This window comes from Streptomyces sp. GbtcB6 (genome assembly GCF_019091475.1).
Taxonomy (GTDB): domain Bacteria; phylum Actinomycetota; class Actinomycetes; order Streptomycetales; family Streptomycetaceae; genus Streptomyces; species Streptomyces hyaluromycini.
Map to the genome: position 1 here is coordinate 185,048 of NZ_JAGXJL010000017.1, position 23,135 is coordinate 208,182.

At 73.1% G+C, this 23,135-nt stretch carries 15 protein-coding genes; 6 read left to right on the top strand and 9 right to left on the bottom strand.

Going from position 1 to position 23,135, the window contains the following annotated elements:
• Position 1 precedes the first annotated feature (1 nt).
• Positions 2 to 7,027 carry a type I polyketide synthase gene (locus KVT45_RS27985; RefSeq protein ID WP_217551864.1) on the bottom strand — a complete coding sequence of 2,342 codons (7,026 nt, stop codon included), beginning with the start codon at positions 7,025 to 7,027 and terminating at the stop codon, positions 2 to 4.
• A gap of 528 nt (positions 7,028 to 7,555) precedes the next feature.
• On the bottom strand, positions 7,556 to 10,036 hold the full coding sequence (locus KVT45_RS27990; RefSeq protein WP_217551865.1) for a beta-glucosidase: 2,481 nt from the start codon (positions 10,034 to 10,036) through the stop codon (positions 7,556 to 7,558).
• Between the two features lie 351 nt (positions 10,037 to 10,387).
• Here KVT45_RS27990 and KVT45_RS27995 point away from each other — a divergent pair, with 351 nt between their 5' ends.
• Positions 10,388 to 10,702 carry a hypothetical protein gene (locus tag KVT45_RS27995; RefSeq protein ID WP_217551866.1) on the top strand — a complete coding sequence of 105 codons (315 nt, stop codon included), beginning with the start codon at positions 10,388 to 10,390 and terminating at the stop codon, positions 10,700 to 10,702.
• On the opposite strand, the gene KVT45_RS28000 is transcribed toward KVT45_RS27995, so the two are convergent.
• Positions 10,693 to 11,376 carry a DUF1707 domain-containing protein gene (locus KVT45_RS28000; protein WP_217551867.1) on the bottom strand — a complete coding sequence of 228 codons (684 nt, stop codon included), beginning with the start codon at positions 11,374 to 11,376 and terminating at the stop codon, positions 10,693 to 10,695. The two genes, KVT45_RS27995 and KVT45_RS28000, sit on opposite strands and share 10 nt — an antisense overlap.
• A gap of 268 nt (positions 11,377 to 11,644) precedes the next feature.
• Positions 11,645 to 13,477 (bottom strand): ricin-type beta-trefoil lectin domain protein, encoded by a 1,833-nt coding sequence (locus KVT45_RS28005; protein ID WP_308310880.1) that lies wholly within the window; start codon positions 13,475 to 13,477, stop codon positions 11,645 to 11,647.
• Between the two features lie 413 nt (positions 13,478 to 13,890).
• On the opposite strand from KVT45_RS28005, the gene galU reads away from it, so the two are divergent.
• Complete coding sequence (galU, locus tag KVT45_RS28010; RefSeq protein ID WP_217551869.1) at positions 13,891 to 14,838, top strand: UTP--glucose-1-phosphate uridylyltransferase GalU; 948 nt, start codon at positions 13,891 to 13,893, stop codon at positions 14,836 to 14,838.
• 67 nt (positions 14,839 to 14,905) lie between these two features.
• On the opposite strand, the gene KVT45_RS28015 is transcribed toward galU, so the two are convergent.
• Positions 14,906 to 15,343, bottom strand: coding sequence for a DUF4442 domain-containing protein (locus KVT45_RS28015; RefSeq protein WP_089105668.1), 438 nt, complete (start codon positions 15,341 to 15,343; stop codon positions 14,906 to 14,908).
• A 215-nt stretch (positions 15,344 to 15,558) separates the two neighbouring features.
• Here KVT45_RS28015 and KVT45_RS28020 point away from each other — a divergent pair, with 215 nt between their 5' ends.
• The gene (locus tag KVT45_RS28020) at positions 15,559 to 16,581 is read left to right on the top strand and encodes a hypothetical protein (protein ID WP_217551870.1); all 1,023 of its coding nucleotides are present in this window, start codon (positions 15,559 to 15,561) and stop codon (positions 16,579 to 16,581) included.
• 99 nt (positions 16,582 to 16,680) lie between these two features.
• Entirely contained in the window at positions 16,681 to 17,991 is a 1,311-nt protein-coding gene (locus tag KVT45_RS28025; protein WP_217551871.1) for an MFS transporter, read from the top strand.
• Here KVT45_RS28025 and KVT45_RS28030 read toward each other — a convergent pair.
• The 3 genes from KVT45_RS28030 to KVT45_RS28040 form a co-directional block, all read right to left on the bottom strand.
• On the bottom strand, positions 17,953 to 18,798 hold the full coding sequence (locus KVT45_RS28030; RefSeq protein ID WP_217551872.1) for a spermidine synthase: 846 nt from the start codon (positions 18,796 to 18,798) through the stop codon (positions 17,953 to 17,955). The two genes, KVT45_RS28025 and KVT45_RS28030, sit on opposite strands and share 39 nt — an antisense overlap.
• Positions 18,799 to 18,925: 127 nt before the next feature.
• Entirely contained in the window at positions 18,926 to 20,095 is a 1,170-nt protein-coding gene (tuf, locus tag KVT45_RS28035) for an elongation factor Tu (protein WP_217551873.1), read from the bottom strand.
• Positions 20,096 to 20,210: 115 nt separating this feature from the next.
• Complete coding sequence (locus KVT45_RS28040; protein WP_217551907.1) at positions 20,211 to 20,378, bottom strand: hypothetical protein; 168 nt, start codon at positions 20,376 to 20,378, stop codon at positions 20,211 to 20,213.
• A gap of 51 nt (positions 20,379 to 20,429) precedes the next feature.
• Between KVT45_RS28040 and KVT45_RS28045 the strand changes: the two genes are divergently transcribed.
• Entirely contained in the window at positions 20,430 to 21,194 is a 765-nt protein-coding gene (locus KVT45_RS28045; RefSeq protein WP_217551874.1) for a TVP38/TMEM64 family protein, read from the top strand.
• Positions 21,195 to 21,323: 129 nt separating this feature from the next.
• On the opposite strand, the gene KVT45_RS28050 is transcribed toward KVT45_RS28045, so the two are convergent.
• Positions 21,324 to 22,496 (bottom strand): thiolase family protein, encoded by a 1,173-nt coding sequence (locus KVT45_RS28050; protein WP_217551875.1) that lies wholly within the window; start codon positions 22,494 to 22,496, stop codon positions 21,324 to 21,326.
• A gap of 103 nt (positions 22,497 to 22,599) precedes the next feature.
• Between KVT45_RS28050 and KVT45_RS28055 the strand changes: the two genes are divergently transcribed.
• The gene (locus KVT45_RS28055; protein WP_217551876.1) at positions 22,600 to 23,070 is read left to right on the top strand and encodes a helix-turn-helix domain-containing protein; all 471 of its coding nucleotides are present in this window, start codon (positions 22,600 to 22,602) and stop codon (positions 23,068 to 23,070) included.
• Positions 23,071 to 23,135: the final 65 nt, after the last annotated feature.

Genomic DNA, 23,135 nt, shown 5'->3' on the forward strand with positions numbered 1-23,135 from the left:
GTCACCAGCCCGAGGCGGTGTAGACGACGGCCCGCACGGACTCCTCGCCCCAGGCGAGCTCGCGCAGCAGGGCGGCGGTGCCCTCGTCGGGGTCGATCAGCGTGACCCCGCGCCGGGCGTACTCGCGCCCGAGCTCCGGGCTAACCATTCCGGTGTGGCCGCCGGTCGGTGCCCACGGCCCCCAGTGCACGGTCAGCGCCCGGTTGCCGGTACGGTCCGCCCAGCCGGCGCCGAGGCTCTCCAGGGCATCGTTGGCGGCGGCGTAGTCGGCCTGGCCGCGGTTGCCGAGGACGGCCGAGATGCTGCCGAACAGCACCGCGAAACCGGGCCCGTTGGGCAGTTCCTCAAGGGCGGCGAGCAGGGTGGCCGCGCCGGCCGTCTTCGTCCCGTACACCCGTTGGAAGGACTCCGGTGTCTTCTCGGCGATCAGCCGGTCCTCGATCACCCCGGCCGCGAACACGACCCCGTCCAGGCGGCCGTGGTCGGCGTGAATCTCCTTGACGGCCTGGAGTGCGGCGTCGCGGTCGCGGAAGTCGACGGCGCGGTAGCGCGCCTCGCTGCCGAGTGCGGCGAGTTCGTCCAGGGTGGCGGTGATCTCCCGCTGGGCCAGGATCAGTTCGGCCTCGCGGTTGATCTCGGCGGGCTTCAGGCCGCCCCGGGCGGCGAGGGCGGCGCGGAGTTCGGCGGGGGTGCGGGCGGCGGCGGTGTCCGAGGCCTCGGGACCGTTCGCCGCGGGCGTCCGGCCGAGCAGTTCGATCCGGCAGCGGCAGGCGGCGGCGAGGGTGGCCGCGAACTTCGCGGTGATGCCCCGGGCCCCGCCGACCAGCAGCACCACCGAGTCCCGGTCGAGGCCGAGGGCGGCGGCCTCGGCGGCCCCCTCCCCGGCCGGTCCGGCCCCGGTTCCGGCGAGCGCGCCGGGCGGTACCTCGACCAGTTCGAGGCCCTGCCGGCCGGCGGCCGTGCGCAGCACGACCGGGGCCGGTTCCGGTGCGAGCAGCTCGGCGAGCAGTGCGTCGGCGACCGCCTCGGGTGCGGTGTCCCCGAGGGTCACGACCCGGGCGACGGTGTCCGGGTACTCCCGGGCCACGGTACGGAACAGCCCGTGCAGCCCGGCCGAGCGTGCCGCGTCCGCGCCGTCGGCGGGGCGGGCGGCCAGCAGCCAGCGTGGGCTCCTGGCCAGGGCCGCGCGCAGGACCGGGAAGGCGTCGGGCAGCACGGGTGCGTCGCTGCCGGGCAGCGCGCCCAGGTACAGCACGCCGTCCACGACGCCGTCCGGCTCCCCGAGCAGGTGGTCCGCGTCGACGGTGACGGCCTCGGCGCCGTACCCGGCGAGCCGTGCCGCCACCTGTGCGCCGTCCCCGAGGACGAGGAAGCGCCTGCCCGCCAGCACGGCGGCCGGGTCGGCCACGGCGGACGGCTGCGGCAGGGCCACGGGCCGCATCTCGAACCGCTTCGGCGCCTCGCCCGGGGGGACCTCGCCGGCCGCGGCGGGCTGGGGCGCCGGTACGCCCGCGCCGGGCGCCGGCTCCGACACGGCGGCGCTCGCGGCCACCGGTTCGGGCGCGGCGGCCGTCGGGTCGGTGGTGGCCGGGACCGGTCCCGTCGGAGCCGTGGCCGTCTCCTGCTCACCGGAGCCGACCCGCGCCCTCAGCCATCCGGTGACGGCCGCCGCCGTTCGCGCCTTGGCCAGGTCCTCCAGTTCGGTGTCGTCCAGGGTCTGCGCACCGCCCGCGATGCCGAGTCGCTTCGCCAACTCCCCCGCGATCTCGGCCCGCTTGATCGAGTCGATGCTCAGGTCCGCCTCCAGATCGAGGTCGGGCTCGATCATGTCGACGGGATAGCCGGTGCGTTCGCTGATGATCTCCAGGACGACCCGCTCGACGTCGGCCGCCGCCTCGGGCTCGACCGCCGGTGCGGGCGCGGGTGCGAGCGCGAGTGCGGGCTCCGCCGACTGCGGCTGCGCCACGACCACTTCGGCGGTCGGCAGCTGCTGGAGCACCGGCGCCCCTGGCACCTGCACCTGGGTCGCCCCGAAGTAGGTGAGCAGGACGTCGCGCTGGGCGGCGACCATCTCCCGGCTGGTGCGCAGGAACTCGGAGATCAGCGCGTCCCGGTCGACCGGTGCGCCGTGCGGCTGCTGGTTCGTCGTCACAGTCGTCGTCTCCACGACTCGTCGGGCCGGTGCGAGGGCACCGGGCAGGAGGTCTCCGGCGGCAGTGCGCACGAGCTGTCCGTCGACCGTCCAGCCCGGCCGCTTCGGCGCCGGGGTCCGGACCGCGTCCACGGCGTCGCGGCCGCGCAGCAGCCAAGCGGTGCGTACCGGCGCCCCGGCCACGGCCAGCTGCGCGAGCGCGTCGAGCCAGCCGGGCAGTCCGCTGCCGGCGCGCGGCTCGCAGGCCACGGTGGTGTGCGGGCGGTCGCCGAGGATCTGCCCGACGAGCCGGGTGAGGACGGTCCCGGGCCCGGCCTCCACGAAGACGCGGGCCCCGGCCTCGTACATCGCCTCGATCTGGGCGGCGAAGGCGACGGGCGAGCCGATCTGGGCGGCGAGTTCGGCGCGTACGGCGTCGGCGTCGGGCCGGTAGGGGGCCGCGGTGCGGTTGGACCACACCGGGAACTCGGGCGGTCGTACGGCCGTTGCCGCGAGGACTTCGGCGAACCGGTCGCCCGCCCCGGCCACGACCGGGCTGTGGAAGGCGCAGGCCACCGGGATCCGCTTGGCGCCGAGGCCGGCCTCGCGCAACAGCCGTACGGCTTCGGTCACTTCGTCGGTCGGGCCGGAGACGACCGTCTGCCGGGGCGAGTTGTGGTTGGCCACGACCACGGAGGGCGGGGCCCCGGCCGTGCGCAGCGCACGTTCGACGTCGTCCGCTCCGGCGGACACGGCCGCCATGGTGCCGGGTTCGTCGCCCGCGGCGGCCAGGATCGCGGCCGCGCGCCGGGCGCTCAGTTCCAGGAGGGTCTCGGGAGTGAGGGCACCGGCCGCGCTGAGGGCGACGAGTTCGCCGTAGCTGTGTCCGGCGGCCATGTCGGGGCGGACGCCGGCCGCCGTCAGGAAGGCGTGGGCGGCGAGGCCGGTGATGCCGAGGGCGGGCTGGGCGGCCCGGGTGTCGGTGAGGGCGGCCCGGCGGCGCTCGCGGGTGTCGTCGTCGAACGCGGCGGGCGGGTAGAGGGCGTCGGCGTGGGCACGGCCGAGCTGGAGGTAGTGCTGGAGCTCGGGGAAGGCGATGAGGATGTCGGCGAGCATGCCGGGGCGCTGGCTGCCCTGGCCGGGGAAGAGGAAGGCGACCTTGGCGTCGGTCTCGGCGTCGGCATCGGTGCCGGTGCCGGCATCGGTGTCCGGCTGCGGGGCGGCCAGGTGGATGCCGGCGGCCGGGTCGTGCTCCCCCGCGAGGACGCGGCCCAGTTGCCCGGTCAGCCCGGCCACATCGGTCGCGACCACCGCGGCCCGCACCGGCTCGTGCGAGGCGTCCGCGCGGCGGGCGGCGGCGAGCGCCAGGTCGCGCAGCCGCCAGGAGCCGGTCCCGGCGGCCCGCAGGATCTCCTCGACGCCCCGGCGGGCGGCCTGCTCGTCCCGCCCCCGGAACACGAAGAGCTCGGCGGGCCAGGCGTCCAGCCCCTGCTCCGGCGGTACCGCGCTGTCGTAGGCGGCCAGCACCACGTGGAAGTTGGTGCCGCCGAAGCCGAACGCGCTGACCCCGGCGACCCGTTCGGCGGGCGGGGTGGCCCAGGGCCGGGCCTCGGTGTGGAAGGCGAACGGGCTGCCGCCCTCCTGCCAGGCCGGGTTGGGGTGGTCGAGGTGCAGGGTGGGCGGCTTGACGCCGGTGTGCAGGGCGAGGGTGGTCTTGATCAGCCCGGCGAGACCGGCGGCGCACTTGGTGTGCCCGATCTGGGACTTGACCGACCCGAGCGCGCAACTGCCGTTCTCCGCGCCCGCTTCCGCGAACACCTCGCTGAGGATGCCGAGTTCGGTGCGGTCGCCGACGACGGTCCCGGTGCCGTGCGCCTCGACCAGGCCGACCCGAGCCGGGGAGATCCCGGCGCTGCGGTACGCCCGCAGCAGCGCGGCCCGCTGGCCCTCGGGGCGTGGGGCGGTCAGGCCCAGGGAACGGCCGTCGCTGGACGAGCCCAGGCCCTTGATCACGCCGTAGATCCGGTCGCCGTCGCGCTCGGCGTCCGCCAGCCGTTTGAGGACGACGCAGGCCACGCCCTCGCCGAGCGCGATGCCGTCGGCCGAGCCGTCGAAGGCGCGGGAGCGGCCGGTCGGGGACAGCGCATGGACCGAGGAGAACAGGACGTAGTCGTTGATGCCGTTGTGCAGGTCGGCGCCGCCGCACAGCACGACGTCGCTGGTGCCGGCGGTGAGTTCCTTGCAGGCGACGTCGACGGCGGCCAGCGAGGAGGCGCAGGCGGCGTCGACGGTGTAGTTGGCGCCGCCCAGGTCGAGGCGGTTGGCGATGCGGCCGGAGATGACGTTGGCGAGCATGCCCGGGAAGGAGTCCTCGGTGAGCCGGGGCAGCTGGTCTTCGAGGCCGTCGGGCACCTTGCCGTAGTAGGAGGGCAGGACGGCGCGCAGGGTGGCCGCGTTGGAGAGGTCGCTGCCGGCCTCGGCGCCGAAGACGACGGAGGTGCGTGAGCGGTCGAACTCCCGCCCCCGCTCGCCGTATCCGGCGTTGTCCAGGGCACGGCGGGCCGCCTCCAGGGCGAGCAGCTGGACGGGCTCGATGTGGCCGAGGGAGGCGGGCGGGATGCCGTAGCCCAGCGGGTCGAAGGGGATCTGCGGCAGGAAGCCGCCCCACTTGGACGTCGTGCTGCCGTCGGCGTGGTGCACGGCGGGATCCCAGCGCTCCACCGGTACCTCGGTGACCGCGTCGTGTCCGGCGACCACGTTGGCCCAGAAGGCGGCGAGGTCGGGGGCCTGCGGGAACATGCAGGCCATGCCGACGATCGCGATGTCGAGCGGGGCGGGGACGGGAGGCTGTGCCGGCCGGGCCCCCGCCGTCCGCCGCGCCAGGAAGTCGGCGGCCCCGTCGGTCACGGCGCGGTGCAGCGCGGCCACGGTGGTGGTCGCCGAGCGCAGGACGGCGACCTCTCCGGCCATGAACATCCCGTCGGAGAACTGCCGTTGCTCGTCCACGGCAGTCAACTCGCCGTCGCCCGTCCGGTCGACGCCCTTGCTGGCGATGCGCAGCCGGCCGACGTTGAGCCGTTCCAGCTCCTCCCACACCCGCCGGTCGGGCACCCCGCTGTCCCGCAACTCCGCTTCGCGTTCCCGGTAGTTGAAGGTGAATGGACTGGGGACGCAGCGGGTGGCGTGACCGGGTGCGGTCTCCAGCAGGGCGGTCGAGGCGGCCGCCATGACCTGGCGCTGGAACAGGGGCTGGATCGCGCCCCGGTCCACGGCCTCCTCCGTGAAGAGGTAGGCGGTACCCATGAGCAGGCCGACGGCCGCACCCCGGGCGGTGAGCGGCGCGGCGAGCGTGGCGACCATCGCCGCCGAGCGTTCGTCGTGGATGCCGCCCGCGAAGAACACCTCCACGTTCGCCGCGTCCGGGAAGTCCTCCAGTACGGCGAGCTGGGCCTCCCAGAGCGGGAAGCTCGCGCGCGGTCCGACGTGGCCGCCGCACTCGGAGCCCTCGAACACGAACTTGCGGGCCCCGGCGTCCAGGAACTGCCGCAGCAGCCCCGGTGAGGGCACGTGCAGGAAGGTGCTGATCCCGGCCTGCTCCAGCGCCTCCGCCTGGGCGGGGCGGCCGCCCGCGACGATCGCGTGGCTGGGCCGCAGCTCGCGTACCGCTTCGAGCTGGGCGTTCCTGAGTTCCTCGGGCGCGAAGCCCAGCACGCCGACACCCCAGGGGCGTCCGTCGAGCGCGGCCTTGGCCTCGGTCAGCATCTCCCGGGTGCGGGCGCCGTCGGCGAGGGCCAGCGCCAGGAAGGGCAGCGCCCCGTCGTCGGCGACGGCCGCGGCGAAGGCGGCCCGGTCGCTCACCCGGGTCATCGGGCCCTGGGCGACGGGCAGCCGGGTGCCGAGGGCACGGCTCATGGCGGAGGTGGCGGGCCGCAGCGCGTCGACGGCCGTGCCGGCGGTCGGCAGCGCGTCGGGCGCGGCCCCGGCAGCCGAGTCGGTCGGCCGCGGCGCGGTGGCGGCATCGCTCCCCCGGATGGCCGCCGTCAGTTCCCGTACGGTCCGCCGTACATCCCCCCATCGTTCGGCGAACCGTGCGGCGAGGAAGCCGTCCTGGCCCACCGGGAGCAGTTGGGTGCGCAGGTCCTCGGCGCCGAGCACCGCGGCGACCGCGGCCGGGTCGTCGGCGGGCGGGCGCACGGCGTCCGGGCCGCGGCGGTGCAGGACCCGGTATCCGGCCACGACGGCGGTCTCGGAGCCGTCCAGGGAGCGCAGTGCGGCCGCCGTCGCCTCGGGCAGCCGGGACTCGGCGAGCAGGGCCAGTTGGCTGTCCAGGACCACCCCGGCCGCACCACCGGCCACCGCGGCCGCCGCGGTGTGCGGTCCGATGCCGCCGGCGGCCCAGACCGGTACCGCCAACTCGGTTGCGGCGAGCAGCTGTTGGAGGAGGACGAAGGTGCTGAGCTCGCCGACCCGGCCGCCGCTCTCGGCGCCCCGGGCGATCAGCCCGTGCGCGCCGGCCGCGACCGCCGCACGCGCCCCGGCGAGGTCGGTCACCTCGGCCAGCACCCGGGTGTGCGGGGCGAGTTCGGCGACGGTCCAGGGTGCGTCCGCGGCCCGGACCACGGTGTCGGGGGCCGGGCCGAGACCGTCCGGACCGAGACCGTCCGGGATGAGATCGTCCGGGGTGAGGGCGCAGCCGGCGGCGATCCGCACGCCGTACGGTCCCGGTGCCGCCCGTCTCAGCCGGGCCAGCGCCTCCCGGGTTCTTCGGTCGCCGCGGCCCAGGTCGAGGACGCCGAGTCCGCCGGCGGCACAGACCGCTGTGGCGAGCCTGGCATCGGGTTCTCCGAAAGGGGTGATGCACATGATCAGGTCGACGGCACGCACAGGGGACGTCATGACGCTCCGAATAATCGGGAGGACAGCACGGTGGGGGATGTGTGCGGCGAAAAGCTCGTGGTGAGGCCACCGGAAACTAGCGAGTTCGTTACTCGCGGGTCAATAACGGAGCATGCCTATCGCGTCCGGTAGCATTGATTCGGCCAGCGGGAGTAATTCACCGCAAGAGCCGAAAATCCGAGCAATCCACTTCGGGGCGGCCGTCGCACGGCGCCGGGATCACTGGCGGCACACCGCCACAAGCCCGTCAAAGCACCCTGGCCATTCACCGGGCACTCATCGCGGCGCAACGCGGCGTGTGGCTGCGCCGAGCTCTGTAAATTCGGGATGACTTCGGTCCGCTGGCTCGATCGTGGCACACCGGAAACCCACGGCGAACGCCTCCGCGCCAACCCTCACCCAATCCTGACAAAACCCTGCCGTCAACCGCACTACTTCAAATGAAACACACGGTGGGGAAAATTCTTGTAAACCCTTGAAGTAAAGGGCCGGAGAACCCTGGCTCCCCGGCCGCTCATTGACAGGAATTCAGCGGTGGCCGTCGCCCACCCGGGCGCCGGTGCGCAGCCTCAGGTCGCCCGACGAGGCACCGATCCAGACGGTCCGCCGTCCGGTGCCGAGTGTCCAGCGATGGTGCCGCGCGTCCCAGGACGACAGGGTGCGCGCGGCCACCCGAACGGTGACCCGCCGCCGCTCCCCGGCCCGCAGCGCCAGTCGCCGGTAGCCGCCCAACACCCGTACCGCCTGGTCGAGTCGGAGGTCCGGGGAGGGGCCGACGTACACCTGCGGCACGTCGGTCCCGGCGCGGCGCCCGGTGTTGTGCACGGTGAACGTCACCTCCAGCCCGTCGTGCGCCCAGCGGGCCCGGGGGTCGGAGTACGCGAAGGAGGTGTACGACAGCCCGTGCCCGAAGGGGAAGAGGGGCCGCACGCCCTCCGCGTCGTACCAGCGGTAGCCGGCGTGGATGCCCTCGGAGTACTCCTCCACACCGTCGACGCCGGGGTAGCGGCGCGGGTCGCCGGCGACCGGGTGGTGGTCGTCGTCGGCCGGGAAGGACTGGGTGAGGCGGCCGCCGGGGTCGCTGTCGCCGAAGAGGACGGCGGTGGTGGCGGCCGCGCCCTCCTGGCCGGGGTAGTACATCTGGAGCACGGCTCCGGTCTCCGCCAGCCACGGCATCGAGGTGCACGAGGAGGTGTTGAGGACGACGGTGGTGCGCGGGTTGGCCGCAGTCACCGCGCGGATCAGCTCTTCCTGGTGGCCGGGCAGGGCGACGGTCGTGCGGTCGAGGCCCTCGGTGGCGTCCTCGTAGGCGAAGAGCACGGCGTGCCGGGCGGCCCGGGCGGCGGCCACCGCTTCGGCAACGTCCAGGGCGCGGGTCGCGCCGGTGCTGCGCCGCAGCCGGAACAGCAGACCCGAGTCTCCGCCGTCCGCCATGACCTTCAACGCGTGGGCGCCCCGGGCGAGTTGGAGCGTCCTGCGGCGGACACCGAGGCCGTCGGGGGCGACGGCGACCAGGCCGCCGGAGAAGTACTCGCCGTATCCGGCGGCGAGCGGGAAGAGTTCCTCGCCGTCGAGCAGGACCTTGGGGCGGGCGGTGGCCGCGGAGGAGAAGTGGAGCACGAAGGTCCACTCGTCGTCCTCGGCGACGGTGAGCGTGCCGTCGTACGCCCAGGTCCTTCCGGCGCCCACCTGCTGTCCCTCGCTCGTGAAGCCGGGGCTGAGGGCGCCGGCCGGCAGGGCCTTGCCGAACAGGTCCGCGCCGAGGGCGTAGGTGACCGTGGAGCGGGTCCGGGCCCTGATCACGTCGAGAGGGCTGTCGGCGTGGTCGGGGACGACATGGGCGCTGCCGCCGCCGCTGACGAAGGGCAGTGAGCCGGTCGGTCCGATCACCGCGACGCTGCCGCCGTCCAGCGGCAGGGTGCGGTGCTCGTTGCGCAGCAGGGTCGCGCCGGCCTTGGCGACCTCCAGGGCCACGGCCGCGCCCGCCCGGGCATCGCGGCCGGGGCGGGGCGGGGCGCTGCCGTCCAGGAGGCCGAAGCGGTCCATGACCGCGAGGATCCGCCGTACCGCCCGGTCGATGCACTTCTCGGGCACGCTGCCGCTCTGCACCGCCGACTTGAGGGCCGTACCGAAGTAGGTGCCGTCGGGCATCTCCATGTCGAGGCCGGCGGTGATCGCGGCGGCGGTGCTGTGGGCGGCGAACCAGTCGGTCATCACCCAGCCGCCGAAGCCCCACCGGTCGCGGAGGATGTCGGTGAGCAGGGTCCGGTTCTCGCAGGCGAAGGTGGAGTTGACCTTGTTGTAGGAGCCCATGACCGCGCCGGTGCCGGCGCCCACCGCCGCCTCGAAGCCACGCAGTTCGAGCTCGTACATGGTCTGTTCACCGGCGTGCACGTCGATCGAACTGCGGTCCTGCTCCTGGTTGTTGAGGGCGAAGTGCTTGACGGTCGCGATCAGGCCCTCGCCCTGGATTCCGCCGATCTCGGCGGCGACCAGATCGGAGGCGAGCAGCGGGTCCTCGCTGAACGTCTCGAAGTTGCGGCCCGCGTAGGGGGTGCGGATGAGGTTGACCATCGGGGAGAGCAGCACGTCCTGGCCGAGGGCGCGACCCTCGCGGCCGATCACCTGGCCGTAGCGGCGGGCCAGTTCGGGGTCGAAGGCGGAGGCGAGCAGGACGGGGGCGGGCAGCGCGGTGGCGTGCTCGGTGATGCGGACACCGGCCGGGCCGTCGGCGAGTCTGAGGGGCGGGATGTCCAGCCGGGGGACGCCGGGCACGTAGCCGGCCTGGCCGAGCGAGCCGGGGTCGTCGGCCCCGTGCAGCAGAGAGATCTTCTCGTCGAGGGTGAGTCTGGCGAGCAGCCCCTCGACGCGCGGGCCGGCCCCGGCCTCGGGTCTGTCCGCCGCCGCGGCGGACGTGAGCGGGACGAGTCCGCCGGTGGCCGCGGCGGCGACCGCGACGGCGCCGGCCGTCAGTCGCAGGGCGGATCGTCGGGAGACGGTTTCGGACATGAGCCGTCACTCCTTCGGTGTGCGGGCACGACGATGTGGACCGCGAAGGCGCCGGGGCCGCCGGACCGCGTTCGGCCCGTGAACGCAACGACCGCCACAGGACCTTGACGACAAGTCAGCCGCACCACCGGCGCTCCGGAAACGTAGATCCGGTGGTGACTCGTGTCAACGATCTGAACAAAAAGACGGCCCGAAGCCGACAAGAACCGAAAACGGAGAGCCACTGCATGCAGCGGTCCCTCCGCACGAGAGCGGGGTGCTCGGGCCGACGGCACATGAAGTTTCTCGCGACGCGTAGGGCGCGTTTGATCTACTTCTGTTCAGAACACCGATCGACGAAGAGCCGAGGTCATGACCACCCACTGCTGCGAGGCGATGAACAGCCGCGTCAACGTGCCCTGCGACCGGCACGACGGCCCCTTCGCGTGCCCGGACGCGTTGATCACGTTCAGCGCCGAGTTCCAGGAGTACGGCCTGATCATCCATGACGGCGGCACGTCGAGCATCACCATCGAGTTCTGCCCCTGGTGCGGGCGGAGCCTCCCCGAGTCGCAACGGGACAGGTGGTTCGACGAACTGGGGCGCCGCGGGATCGATCCGTGGGAGGACGAGGTCCCTGCCGAGTTCCGCGACGAGCGCTGGCTGGCCTCGCTTCCTCAGGAATGACGGTCCTGGCTGTGCGGCGGGGCGGCGGCACGGGACGCGGGCCTGCGCAGCAGCCACTGTGCGAGCGTCCGACGTGCGGGCCGTACCACCACGCGGCCGTGGGCCTTCGCACCGACCAGTTCCACACGCAGCGTGGGTGGCGATCCGGAACTCGTCGGTTCCTGACGGTACTTGGCCTTGGTGTGCACCAGTAGCAGACCGTCGGTGTCCACCACGACGCCCGGCCGCGTGATCAGCGTCAGCGCCTTCCCCGTCATCGCCACGTCGATCCGCAGGGTGTCGTGCGTGATGACCGCGTCTGTGAAGTCGAGCGTCACCTTGCAGTACGTCACCGCGAGTTCCAGCCTTCGCGGTACCACCCAGCGCCCCACGCGCTCGATCGCGCCACTGTGGACCTGTTCGATCCGCACCACGTCCTTGACTTCCACCCCGACCGCGTCGGCACCGGCCGATATGGGCGGTAAGTCAGTGGTGAGCCCGGCCAGTTCGCTCAGGGTCCGCGCCGACAGGGCGGCTTCCAGGCGCTCGTCCAGCTCGTCCGCGGTCAGCAGACCGTCCCCTGCCGCGATCCGCAGCACATCCACCACCCGGTCCCGGTCGGCGTGGGAGGCCCGCAGCTCGGGCGGCGAGCCGGGGCCGGCGGGCTTCCCGGTGGGCGACATCTCTCCCGGCATGCTTCCGTCCTGGTCCTGTCGAACGTCTCCGCGCGACGCGGGCAGCGGCGCAACCGGAAGACCAACGCTGTATCGCGGCAGGGAGCCCCGCTGTGCCCTGTCACGGCGAGGTGTCTGCCGGCGGCGATCCACGGCGACTCACGGCACGCGGCTTACCGCATCCATCATGCCGAGGCCCGGTCGGCACAACAACCGTGCCCCGAGGGCCAGTTCGCACCGCCCCCGGGGCCGGCCGGGCAAGAAGGCGAGGCGGGGCCCGGTGCGGGCGCTAGCCGAGCAGGCCGCCCACCCCGCTCACGACGTCCGGAACGGCGCCCAGGACGTCCGTCACGGTGGCCGGTACCGAGTCCAGGACATCGCCGACCGCCTCGGTGAGCGGGCCCACGGGCTCGTGCGGCGCGGTCGGGGTGACGGCGACGGGACGCTCACGGGAGCCGGCCTGCGCGACCCGCGTGCCGTACGGCTCACGCGGTTCACCCGTCTGTTCCTCGGGAACGGGCGGGGGCGCGGGGATTTCACTGGGCTCGGCCTTCCCCGGCGCGGGCGGTGCGGAGTGCGTGGCCTCCGGCGTCACCGCCGCACCGCCGCTCCCCGACTCCAGGTCCCACCGCTGCCGCACCGACCCGCTCCGCCGGGCCACGACCACCCGCGTGCCGTCCACGGCCAGCGCGAGGTCCTTGTCCCAGCGCAGCAGGAGTTCGCCGCGCACCGTCAGGTCGTACGACACCTCCCCCGCGTGCACCAGGCAGCCGGAGACCACGACGCGGTGCGCACCGGGGTCGGCGGCGAGGCAGAGAGTGGGGTCGAGCGCGCTGCGCAGCAGGCCGTCGTCCTGGTACGACCACTGCTGGGACCCGCTGTCCGAGCAGAGACCGAGCCGTAGTTCCGCCCCGGTCCGCACCCGGCCCCCGCGCACGTCCAAGCAGAGCCCGGCGTCGAGGCTGCGCAGCCTGCCGTGGGCGATCTCGACGGGCTCGCCCACCGAGGCCGGGGACGGGGAGGCCGCGGAGGGCGGGTTCGCGGCGGGGCCGGGCCGGGTGGTGCCGCCGTTGGAGGCTCCCCAGGTGGTGACGCCCGGGTGCGGGACACCGTTGTCATCGGACCAGCTCCTGGCCACGAGCACGGTGGCGAGCAGCGCGAGGGAGACCAGGCCGGCACCGGCCAGTACGGCCTTGCGCCGTCCGATCTCGGACCCGATGCGGTGCCGTCCGGCGGGCACCACCGCAGGTGCGGGTCGGCCTCCGGCCGGCCAGGCCTCGACGACCGCGCCGTGGCCGGGCCGCGTGTCGAGGTAGCGGCGGGCGCCCCAGCCGAGCACGGTCTCGGCGAGCAGCACCTCCAGGCCGCCGTCGAAATGGCTGAGCTGTTCGGCGGCGTGGCGGCAGTACCGGCACTCGGTCAGATGCCGTTGCACATCGGGGAGCAGAGAGCCGCCCCTGCGAATGGGGACATCGAGGAGGCGGTTGTAGAAGCGGCATTCCTTCGAGGGCGCGAGTTCCCGGTGGGCGCGCACCAATCCGGTCCTGAATTGTTCACGGGCCTGGTCGAGGGCGGCCGTCGCGGTTGCGGTGTCGACACCCAGCAGACCGGCGGGTATGTTTATGGGTTCGGCTTCGGCCTCGCAGTGCCAGAGAAGGCATTGCGAGGCTCCCGGAAGAGCCTGGAAAGCGCGTTCGGCGAGTTGCCGTCTTTCGGGGGTGCCGCGTCTTGAGGCGCTGAGTCCGCGCCCGCCGGTGGTCTTGCGCAGTTCCGGTGCGACCACGGAAATGGCTTCGTCGGCGGCCCAGGCCCGGACCGTCTCCCGAACCGCCACGAGGAGCTGGGGGCGCAGGGCGCCGCCCACCGCGCCGCCGGCCAGTCTGCCGAGGACCCGCTCGAAGGCGGCGCTGGCGACGAGCTGGGCGGTGGGCGTGGCGGAGGCGAGACAGACGACGGCGTAGTCGCAGGTGGCGCGCCAGTGCCGGGCGAGCAGCAGGGCGACGGCATGATGTCTGGCCGTGGGGGTCCCGGTGAGCTGGGCGATGAGATTGCGGTCGGACTCCCCCGGGGTCGAACCGGGGCGAGGCGGGTAAGGCGGGCGTGGGGGGTAGGGGGATTGCACTGAACCATTTCCTTCCGGGCCGCAGGACGGCATGCGAAATGGCGCCCTGACGGAATGCAGTGCTGATTGGTGCGTACCTTTAGGATCCATAACGGCAGGCCTGACGGCCGTACCGTTCCATGGACCCTCCCGCGGGGTGGCTCACCTTCGCACACAGGCCTCACAGGAAACAAGAAGTTGAGGTGACCTAAGTTCAAAGACACGGGAATTCAGATAAGTTACCGGCGGTATGCAAGCTCCGCCGGGATTCAGCGGTCGCACAGGTTCAACTTGTGTGCGCCACGGACCCGATGGCACACGAAATCTTCAACTCCCGGACGGCCGGGGTCACCCGCGGCGGAACGTGGAGTTCCACAGCCGCCTCCCACGTTTCTCCCGGCCCTCTCTCATCCAGGCGGGCCAGCATGTACGGCATGACCGCCCCCCACCCCTCCCCCACCCCCACGCCCCGGCCGGTCCGCAAGGCCGTCGTCCCGGCCGCCGGGCTCGGTACCCGGTTCCTGCCCGCCACCAAGGCGACACCGAAGGAGATGCTGCCGGTCGTCGACAAGCCGGCCATCCAGTACGTCGTCGAGGAGGCAGCCAAGGCCGGGCTCGACGACATCCTCATGGTCACCGGCCGGCACAAGCGGGCCATCGAGGACCACTTCGACAACGCCTTCGAGCTGGAGCAGGCGCTGGCCGCCAAGGGCGACACCGTGCGCCTGGACGCCGTACGCGATCCCGCGCGGCTCGCCGACATCCACCACATCCGCCAGGGCGACCCGCTCGGTCTCGGCCACGCGGTGCTGTGCGCCAAGCACCACGTGGGCGACCAGCCCTTCGCGGTGCTCCTCGGCGACGACCTGATCGACGCCCGCGAGACCCTGCTCAGCCAGATGCTGGACGTCCGCGACCGCCACCAGGGCAGTGTCGTCGCGCTGATGGAGGTCGACCCGTCCCAGGTCCACCTCTACGGCTGCGCCGCCGTCGAGCCGACCGGCGAGGACGGCGTGGTGAGGGTGACCGGCCTGGTGGAGAAGCCGTCCCCGGAGAAGGCGCCCAGCAACTACGCGGTCATCGGCCGCTACGTCCTGGACCCGGAGGTGTTCGACGTCCTGGAACAGACCGCTCCCGGCCGCGGCGGCGAGATCCAGCTGACCGACGCGCTGCAGGACCTGGCCGCGGCCGGCACGGTGCACGGGGTCGTCTTCGACGGACTGCGCTACGACACCGGCGACAAGGCCGACTACCTGCGCACGGTGGTCCGGCTCGCCTGCGAACGCCCGGACCTGGGGCCCGAGTTCACGGCGTGGCTCAAGGAGTTCGTGGCGGGCCTGGAAGAGGACGGGGCCGGGCGCGAGGAAAGCCGCGCCGCCTGAGCGGCCCCTGTGAAGGACGGGGTGCGGGTCCGGCGACCCTCACCCCGTCCGGCGTTCGCGGCGCCGGTCAGCCGTTGGGACGCAGCGTCCAGACGACCGTCATCTCACCCGTGACAGCCCCGTCCTCGCGCGTGATGGCGACGGCGACCGGGAACTCGGGGCGCTTGCCCTCGTCGAGTTCGGCGACGACGTCGGCGATCGGGCGGCCCAGCGTCGCGGTGGCCTTGACCGGGCCGAGGGCGACCTTCTTGTAGGCGATCTCGGCGCTGACGGCGAGCGGCACGGCCCGGGAGAGCTGGTCGCCGAAGGCGGCCAGCACGATCGCGCCGCTCGCGGACTCGGCGAGGGTGAACATCGCGCCCGCGTGCGGGCCACCGATGTGGTTGTGGAAGTCGCCCTGGTCCGGCAGGGACAGCACGGCCCGCTCCGGAGTGGTCTCCAGGTACTCCAGGTTGAGGGTCCGCACCATCGGGACCGTGGCGGCGAGCATCTCGCCGATCGACATCTGGTCAGTGCTCATGACGGCCATGTTACTCATGAGTAGAAGAGCCTGGCCAGAGCCGATACGGTGATCGTTGTCAAAGGCATTCGCCTTCGAGGATCCGGACGGCGACCTCCGCGGTACGCCTGTACGACGTCCCGGCCGGCCGAGGTACCGGTACGGTCCCGGCGACGGCCGGTTACCGGAACGTGTCCCGGGCGGCACTAGGGTTACGAGCCATGTGGCCAGAACAGCAGCCGCCAGGGGGCGAGCAGTACCCGCAGAACAACCCGTATCAGCAACCGGGTTACCAGCAGCCGAATCCGTATCAGCAGCCCGGCTACCAGCAGTATCCGCAGCAGGGCGGGTACGGGCAGCAGCCGCAGTGGGGCCCGCCGGGGCCCGCCGGCGCTCCGCAGGCACCGTCCGGCGGGGGCGGGGGCGGGGGCGGAGGAGGCGACCACACCAAACTGGTCGCGATCATCGCGGCGACGGCCGTCGTGGTGGCGGCCGGGGTGACCGGGTTCCTGGTCCTCGGCGGCAAGAAGGACGACAAGGCGGACACCGGCAAGAACCGGCAGGCGACCCATGCGCCGGCCGTCTCCGCCTCTGCCTCCGCCTCCGCGTCGGCGGACGACGATCCGCGCGGTGCCGACGGGACCGAGAAGCCGACGATCGCGGGCTGGAAGACCGTCGTGAACCCCAAGTGGGGCACGGCCTTCGACGTGCCGGCCGACTGGGAGGTGCTGACCTCGGGGACGTCCGTCGGCTTCGAGGACAAGGACGGCAAGCCGATCATCACGATGTCGGCGCCCGCCCAGTACAAGTCGAAGTGGTGCACGAGCGACGACGACAAGGACGGCAGGACCGAGGACACGGCCCTGGCGGCGGTGGGTACCAAGGGCGAGAGCGGCGCGAAGACCGGGGGCGACGCGGCCGTCCGGGAGGTCCCCTGGTGGGTGTACGGCGGCTACACGTACCCGGACAAGAAGACCATCACCTGGGACAAGAAGGCCACCGCCTACACCACCGCGTCGGGCGTCAAGGGCGCCTACGCCTGGGCGCGTTCGACGAACACCCCGCAGAAGGGCAAGTGCGCGAGCGACGGCAAGGCGATCACGTTCGGCTTCGAGAACTCGGCCGGCGACCTGGTGTCCTGGGACTTCTACGGCGCCAAGGGAGTGAACGGCGAGGTCCCCACCGCGACGATCATGAAGATCCTCAGCACGGTCCGGCTGCACGGCACCCCGACCGGGGGCTGACGGCGGCCGGGAACGGGACGCCTGGGGACCGGACGCCCAGGCGTCGGATGCCCGGGAATCGGATTGGCAGGGCGGGCTTCCGGCGGGGATAGTCGGGCGGTGACCTCCGCCTCCGACTCCCCCGGCACCCCTGTCCGCCTGCGCAGACCCGCCTGGGCGGGCCGCAACTACAGCCTGCTGACCGCGGCGACGATCGTGACGAGCCTGGGCGCCAACGGCTCTCTGATCGCCGCCGCGTTCGCGGTGCTGGACGCGGGCGGCGACGGCGGGGACGTCGGCCTGGTGGCCGCCGCCCGCACCTTCCCGCTGGTGCTGTTCCTGCTCGTCGGCGGCGCGGTGGCGGACCGTCTCCCCCGTCATCACGTGATGGTCGCGGCCAACGGCCTCAACTTCCTCTCCCAGGGCGCCTTCGCCGTCCTCGTGCTCACCGGCGAACCCCGCCTGTGGCAGATGATGCTGCTCACCGCGCTGGGCGGCACCGGCCAGGCGTTCTTCAGCCCGGCCGCGGAGGGCATGCTGATGTCCTCGGTGAGCGGCGAGCAGGCGGGCCGTGCGTTCGCCGTGTTCCGGATGGCGATGCAGAGCGCGGCCCTCGGGGGTGCGGCCCTGGGCGGCGCGCTGGTGGCGGCGGTGGGCCCCGGCTGGGTGCTGGCGGTGGACGCGGCGGCGTTCGCGGTCGCCGGTGCGCTGCGCTCGTTCCTCGACGTCAGCCATATCCCGCCGCGCGCCCCGGGCGAGGGGATGCTGGCCGATCTCCGGGAGGGCTGGCGGGAGTTCGCGGGCCGCCCCTGGCTGTGGGGGATCGTCGTCCAGTTCTCGATCGCGAACGCGATGGTGGGCGCCGCCGACGCGGTGTACGGCCCGCTGGTCGCCCGCGACAGCCTCGGCGGCCCGGGACCCTGGGGCCTCGCCCTCGCCTCCTTCGGCGCGGGCACGGTGGCCGGCGCCCTCCTGATGACCCGCTGGAAACCCCGCCGGCTCCTCTTCGTCGGCACCCTCTGCATCTTCCCGCTCGCGCTCCCCTCGGCGGCGCTGGCGGTACCCGTCCCCGTGGGAGCCCTCTGCGCGGTGATGTTCCTGGCCGGGACCACGGTCGAGGTCTTCGGCGTCTCCTGGATGACCGCCCTGCACCAGGAGATCCCCGAGGAGAAGCTCTCCCGGGTCTCGGCGTACGACTGGTTCGGCTCCGTCTCCCTGCTGCCCCTGGCGACGGCGCTGGCGGGCCCCGCCGAGCAGGCCTTCGGCCGGGGCCCGGCCCTGTGGGGCTGCGCGGGCGTGGTCGTCGCCGTGACGGCCGCGGTGCTGCTCGTCCCGGACGTACGCAACCTCACCCGCCGCACGGTCCCGGTCACCGCGCAGCCGTCGGCCGCCTCACCCGATCCCGAACGTTCCGCCGGGGGGCTCGGGTGACGGTACGGCGTCCGCGTCCCCGACCGGCCGGGCCGCGCCGACGAACTCCCGCAGCGCGGGCCCGTGTTCGACCCGCGCCGGAAAGGCGTCGGCGGCCGTACGTCGGGCCAGCGGGCCGGCGTCGATCGGCCGGTGCGAGGCGATGAGCACCGCGTTCCCGAACCGCCGCCCGCGCAGCACGCCGGGCTCGGCGATGAGCGCCAGCTCCTCGAAGACGGCGGCGAACGTGGCGAGTTGAGCACGCAGGAAGCCGAAGGGGGCGGAGTCCGCGAGGTTGGCCAGGTAGACCCCGTCACCCCTCAGCACCCGCTCGGCCTCCCGCGCGTAGCCCAGCGAGGTCAGGTGCGCGGGAATCCGGGACCCCCCGAAGACATCGGCGACGATCACGTCGGCGGAGTCCGCGGGCGCCGCTTCCAGCCAGCCCCGCGCGTCGGCGGCGTGCAGGGCGATCCCGGTGCCGTCCGTCAACGGCAGGTGCTCGGTGACCAGCTCCAGCAGCTCCCGGTCGGCGTCCACGACATCCTGCCGGGACCCCGGCCGGGTCGCCGCCACATACCGGGGCAGCGTGCAGGCGCCCCCGCCGAGATGCAGCACGTCCAGGGGCGCGCCGGCCTCCGCCACGGCGTCCAGCACATACCCCAGCCGCCGGGCGTACTCGAACTCGAGATGCGTCGGCTCGTCGAGATCCACATACGACTGCGGCGCCCCGTCGACGGTCAGCAACCAGGCCCGCTCCCGATCGACGTCGGGCATCAGCTTGGCGGTCCCGTGCTCGGTGACCCGGACGACGGGTATGGATTCACTCACGCCACCATTGTCGCGCCCCCAAAGAGACCCACCGCACCCCCCGACGACCACTGTGGCGCCCCGAAAGGGGCGCGGGGAACTGCGCGACCAGCCCCCACCGGCCCGCAGTCCCCCACGCACCGCAACCTCACTCCACCGAGGTCACGGTCCCCGCCCCCACCGTCCGGCCGCCCTCACGGATGGCGAACCCGAGCCCCGCCTCCAGCGGAACCTCCCGCCCCAGCTCCACGGTCATCTCGACCGTGTCCCCGGGCCGGGCGACCGCCACCTCACCGAGGTCGACGTCCCCGACCACATCCGCGGTACGGATGAAGAACTGCGGCCGGTACCCCGTCGAGACCGGAGTCGTACGACCCCCTTCGCGCCCCGACAGGACGTACACCCGCGCCGAGAACCGCCGCGCCGGCACCACACTCCCCGGCGTCGCCACCACATGCCCCCGCCGCACCGCGTCCCGGGGCACGCCCCGCAACAGCAGCGCCACGTTGTCCCCGGCCTGCGCCTCGTCCATCGGCTTCCCGAAGGTCTCAAGCCCGGTGACGACGGTCTCGACGTCGGCGCCGAGCACCTCCACCCGGTCGCCGACCCGCACGGTCCCCCTCTCCACGGCACCGGTCACGACCGTCCCGCGCCCGGTGATGGTGAGCACGTTCTCCACCGGCAGCAGGAACGGCGCGTCCAGATACCGCTCCGGCATCGGCACGTACGTGTCCACCGCGTCGAGCAGCGCCTCGATCGACGCCGCCCACCGCGGGTCCCCCTCCAGTGCCTTGAGCCCGGAGACCCGTACGACGGGCACGGAGTCGCCCCCGTAGCCGTGCGCGCTGAGCAGCTCCCGCACCTCCAGCTCCACGAGCTCGACCAGCTCCTCGTCCGCCGAGTCCGCCTTGTTCAGCGCCACCACCACGTGGTCGACGCCCACCTGCCGGGCGAGCAGCACGTGTTCGGCGGTCTGCGGCATGATCCCGTCGAGCGCGGAGACGACGAGGATCGCCCCGTCCAGCTGCGCGGCCCCGGTGACCATGTTCTTGACGTAGTCGGCATGGCCCGGCATGTCCACGTGGGCGTAGTGCCGGGTGTCGGTCTCGTACTCGACGTGCGCGATGTTGATGGTGATGCCGCGGGCGGCCTCCTCGGGGGCCCGGTCGATGCGGTCGAACGGCACGAACGTGCCGGTGCCGCGCTCGGCGAGGACCTTGGTGATGGCGGCGGTCAGGGTGGTCTTGCCGTGGTCGACGTGGCCCATCGTGCCGATGTTGAGATGCGGTTTGGTGCGGACGTATGCCGTCTTGGGCATGGCTGTACCTCGAAGCCTGGTCAGCGGTGATGCGCCTCGTCAGGGCGAGACGCGGGGACCCCGGGGAACCGGCCGACCCTCCCCCTGCGGGGTCCGCCGGACTTTCCGGGGAGGGTCAGCTTCGGGTGCCGTCGACAGCGGCCGCGAGAACGGGGACGGCAGCCTTCGGCGCATCCGCGACTGCGGATGCTGCGACGAGGAAGGCGAACCGGAACATGACACAGATCATGTCCGACGCGTCGCCCCACGTCGAACGGTTTTCCGCGACGCCGATTTCGCCCAATGGACCGCATCCATACGGCGATCACACATCCGCTTCGGTTACTGTCGCCGAATGCTCGATGCCAACCGCTCTGGCACCGCCACGGCCCCTCCCCGGGTCGCCGCCAAGGAGCTGACCATCGCCGTGCCCGCTCCGGTGAGCTTCGGCGCGCGCTGCACGCGCGCGCTGCTGTCGCCGTGGTCCCGGCTGTCCCTGCTCGTCGCCCTGCTGGCGGCCGCCGCGTCGTCGGTGCTGCTCTTCGAGCCCCAGAAACTGATGACTCAGGGCTGGCCGCCCCAGGTGGCGGGCGCCACCGCGGTGGTGATCTTCGCCGTGGCGTACGGCCTGATCACGGTGGCGTTCGTGCCCCGGCCGATCCTGAACCTGGCGGCCGGTGCGCTGTTCGGCTCGGCGCTGGGCATGGGCGCGGCCATGGCCGGCACCGTGCTCGGGGCGTGGCTCTCCTTCGCGCTGGGCCGGCTGCTCGGCCAGGAGGCACTGCGCCCGCTGCTGCGCGGCCGGCTGCTGAAGGCGGCGGACAACCAGTTCAGCAGGCACGGCTTCCGCTCGATGCTGGCGGTACGCCTGTTCCCCGGCGTCCCGTTCTGGGCCGCGAACTACGCGGCCGCCGTCTCCCGCATGCGGTACACCCCGTTCCTGGTCGCCACCGCCCTGGGCTCGATCCCGAACGTGGCCGCCTACGTCGTGGCAGGCGCCCGAGCCTCGACACCGACGTCCCCGGTCTTCCTGATCTCGGTGGCAGCCATCGTCGTACCGGCGCTGGCAGGAGCAGTGGTGGCCTGGAAAAAACGCCACCACCTACGCCCCAAGCCATAGCGCCCCGTAAGGGGTGCGTGGGTGCGAAGCGCCCCGTAAGGGGCGCGGGGAACTGCGCGCTCAGCCCCAACGGCGCGTCAGCCGCCCAACGACACCAAGCGGCACCCCACCAGGCGCACGGCGGCCCCCCTACCGCACCGCTTCCAGAATCATCGCGTTCGCCAACCCACCCGCCTCACACATCGTCTGCAACCCGTACCGAGCCCCACGCTCCCGCATGGCATGCACCAGCGTCGTGGTCAGCCGAGTCCCGCTCGCCCCCAGCGGATGCCCGAGGGCGATCGCCCCGCCGTTCACGTTCACCTTGGCGAGATCCGCCCCGGTCTCCTGCCGCCAGGCCAGCACCACGCTGGAGAACGCCTCGTTCACCTCGAACAGGTCGATGTCCTCGATGCCGAGCCCGGCCCGCCGCAGCACCTTCTCCGTCGCCGGGATCACACCGGTCAGCATGAGCAACGGGTCGGAGCCGGTCACGGCGAAGGCGTGCAGCCGGGCCAGCGGCCGCAACCCGAGCCTCGCCGCGGTCTCACCGGAGGTGATGAGCACCGCGGACGCGCCGTCGTTGATCGGGCTCGCGTTGCCCGCCGTGACGTTCCACTCGATCTGCGGGAACCGCTCGGCGAACCCGGGGTCGTAGTAGGCGGGCTTGAGCCCGGCGAGGATCTCGGCGGTGGTACCGGGCCGTACCGACTCGTCACGGGCGACGCCGTCCAGCGGAGCCACCTGCGCGTCGAACAGTCCCGCCTCCCACGCGGCCGCCGCCTTCTGGTGCGAGGAGACGGCGAAGGCGTCCATCTCCGCGCGGCCGAGCGACCACTTCGCGGCGATGAGCTCGGCACTGATGCCCTGCGGGACCAGGCCCTCCGGGTAGCGCGCGGCGACGCCGGGGCCGAAGGGGTCCTTGCCGGCCGGCACGTTGGACCACATCGGCACCCGGCTCATCGACTCGACGCCACAGGCGACGACGATGTCGTAGGCGCCGGACATGACCCCCTGCGCGGCGAAGTGCACGGCCTGCTGGGAGGAGCCGCACTGGCGGTCCACCGTGGTCGCCGGGACCGTCTCGGGGAGGCCGGCGGACAGGACGGCGTACCGGGTGGTGTTCATGGCCTGCTCGCCGACCTGGTCGACGGTGCCGCCGATCACGTCGTCGATGAGGGCGGGGTCGACGCCGGAGCGCTCGACGAGGGTGCGCAGGGTGTGGGCGAGGAGTTCTACGGGGTGGACGTGCGCCAGGGACCCGTTCGGCCTGCCCTTCCCGACGGGGGTGCGTACGGCTTCGACGATGACTGCGTCACGCATCACGGGGACCTCGATTGCCAGTCTCGATTACCGGTGAGTAGGAAATCCGAACCCACCATAACCCTGAGAGTTTGAAAATCCAACCCTCCACTAGACTGGCCCTATGGCCGCCCCCAAGGACCCCCGCCCGTGTTCGATCGCCGACGCCCTCGCGCTCGTCGGCGAGAAGTACTCCCTGCTGGTCCTGCGGGAGGTGTGCCTGGGCAACGGCCGCTTCGACCAGCTGGTGCGCAACATCGGCGCCCCGCGCGACATCCTGGCCACCCGGCTGCGCCGGCTCGTGGACGCCGGGATCCTCACCAAGCGGGTCTACAGCGAGCGGCCGCAGCGCTTCGAGTACCTGGCCACGCAGGCGGGCCTCGAACTGCAGCCGGTCCTGTTGACCCTGATGGCCTGGGGCGACCGCCACCTCCACCCGGACGGCGACCGCCCGATGGTGATCGAGCACGGCTGCGGGAAGGCCCTCACCCCGGTCGTCACCTGCGCGGCCTGCGGCGACCCGGTGCGGCACGGGGACTCGACGGCCCACCCGCAGGCACCGGGCTGGACCGTCACCGGACCGGAGGCCGCCTGAGCGGCCCGCTCCCCCCGGCGGTGGACGCCGAGCCGCCCGGCAGTCACGCGAACGCGACCTCCCCG

Bases quoted from the DNA above. Each gene is read 5' to 3' on its own strand.
- KVT45_RS27985 (WP_217551864.1), bottom strand. From the start codon at position 7,027: ATGACGTCCCCTGTGCGTGCCGTCGACCTGATCATGTGCATCACCCCT.
- KVT45_RS27990 (WP_217551865.1), bottom strand. From the start codon at position 10,036: ATGTCCGAAACCGTCTCCCGACGATCCGCCCTGCGACTGACGGCCGGC.
- KVT45_RS27995 (WP_217551866.1), top strand. From the start codon at position 10,388: ATGACCACCCACTGCTGCGAGGCGATGAACAGCCGCGTCAACGTGCCC.
- KVT45_RS28000 (WP_217551867.1), bottom strand. From the start codon at position 11,376: ATGCCGGGAGAGATGTCGCCCACCGGGAAGCCCGCCGGCCCCGGCTCG.
- galU (WP_217551869.1), top strand. From the start codon at position 13,891: ATGACCGCCCCCCACCCCTCCCCCACCCCCACGCCCCGGCCGGTCCGC.
- KVT45_RS28015 (WP_089105668.1), bottom strand. From the start codon at position 15,343: ATGTCGATCGGCGAGATGCTCGCCGCCACGGTCCCGATGGTGCGGACC.
- KVT45_RS28020 (WP_217551870.1), top strand. From the start codon at position 15,559: ATGTGGCCAGAACAGCAGCCGCCAGGGGGCGAGCAGTACCCGCAGAAC.
- tuf (WP_217551873.1), bottom strand. From the start codon at position 20,095: ATGCCCAAGACGGCATACGTCCGCACCAAACCGCATCTCAACATCGGC.
- KVT45_RS28045 (WP_217551874.1), top strand. From the start codon at position 20,430: ATGCTCGATGCCAACCGCTCTGGCACCGCCACGGCCCCTCCCCGGGTC.
- KVT45_RS28050 (WP_217551875.1), bottom strand. From the start codon at position 22,496: ATGCGTGACGCAGTCATCGTCGAAGCCGTACGCACCCCCGTCGGGAAG.
- KVT45_RS28055 (WP_217551876.1), top strand. From the start codon at position 22,600: ATGGCCGCCCCCAAGGACCCCCGCCCGTGTTCGATCGCCGACGCCCTC.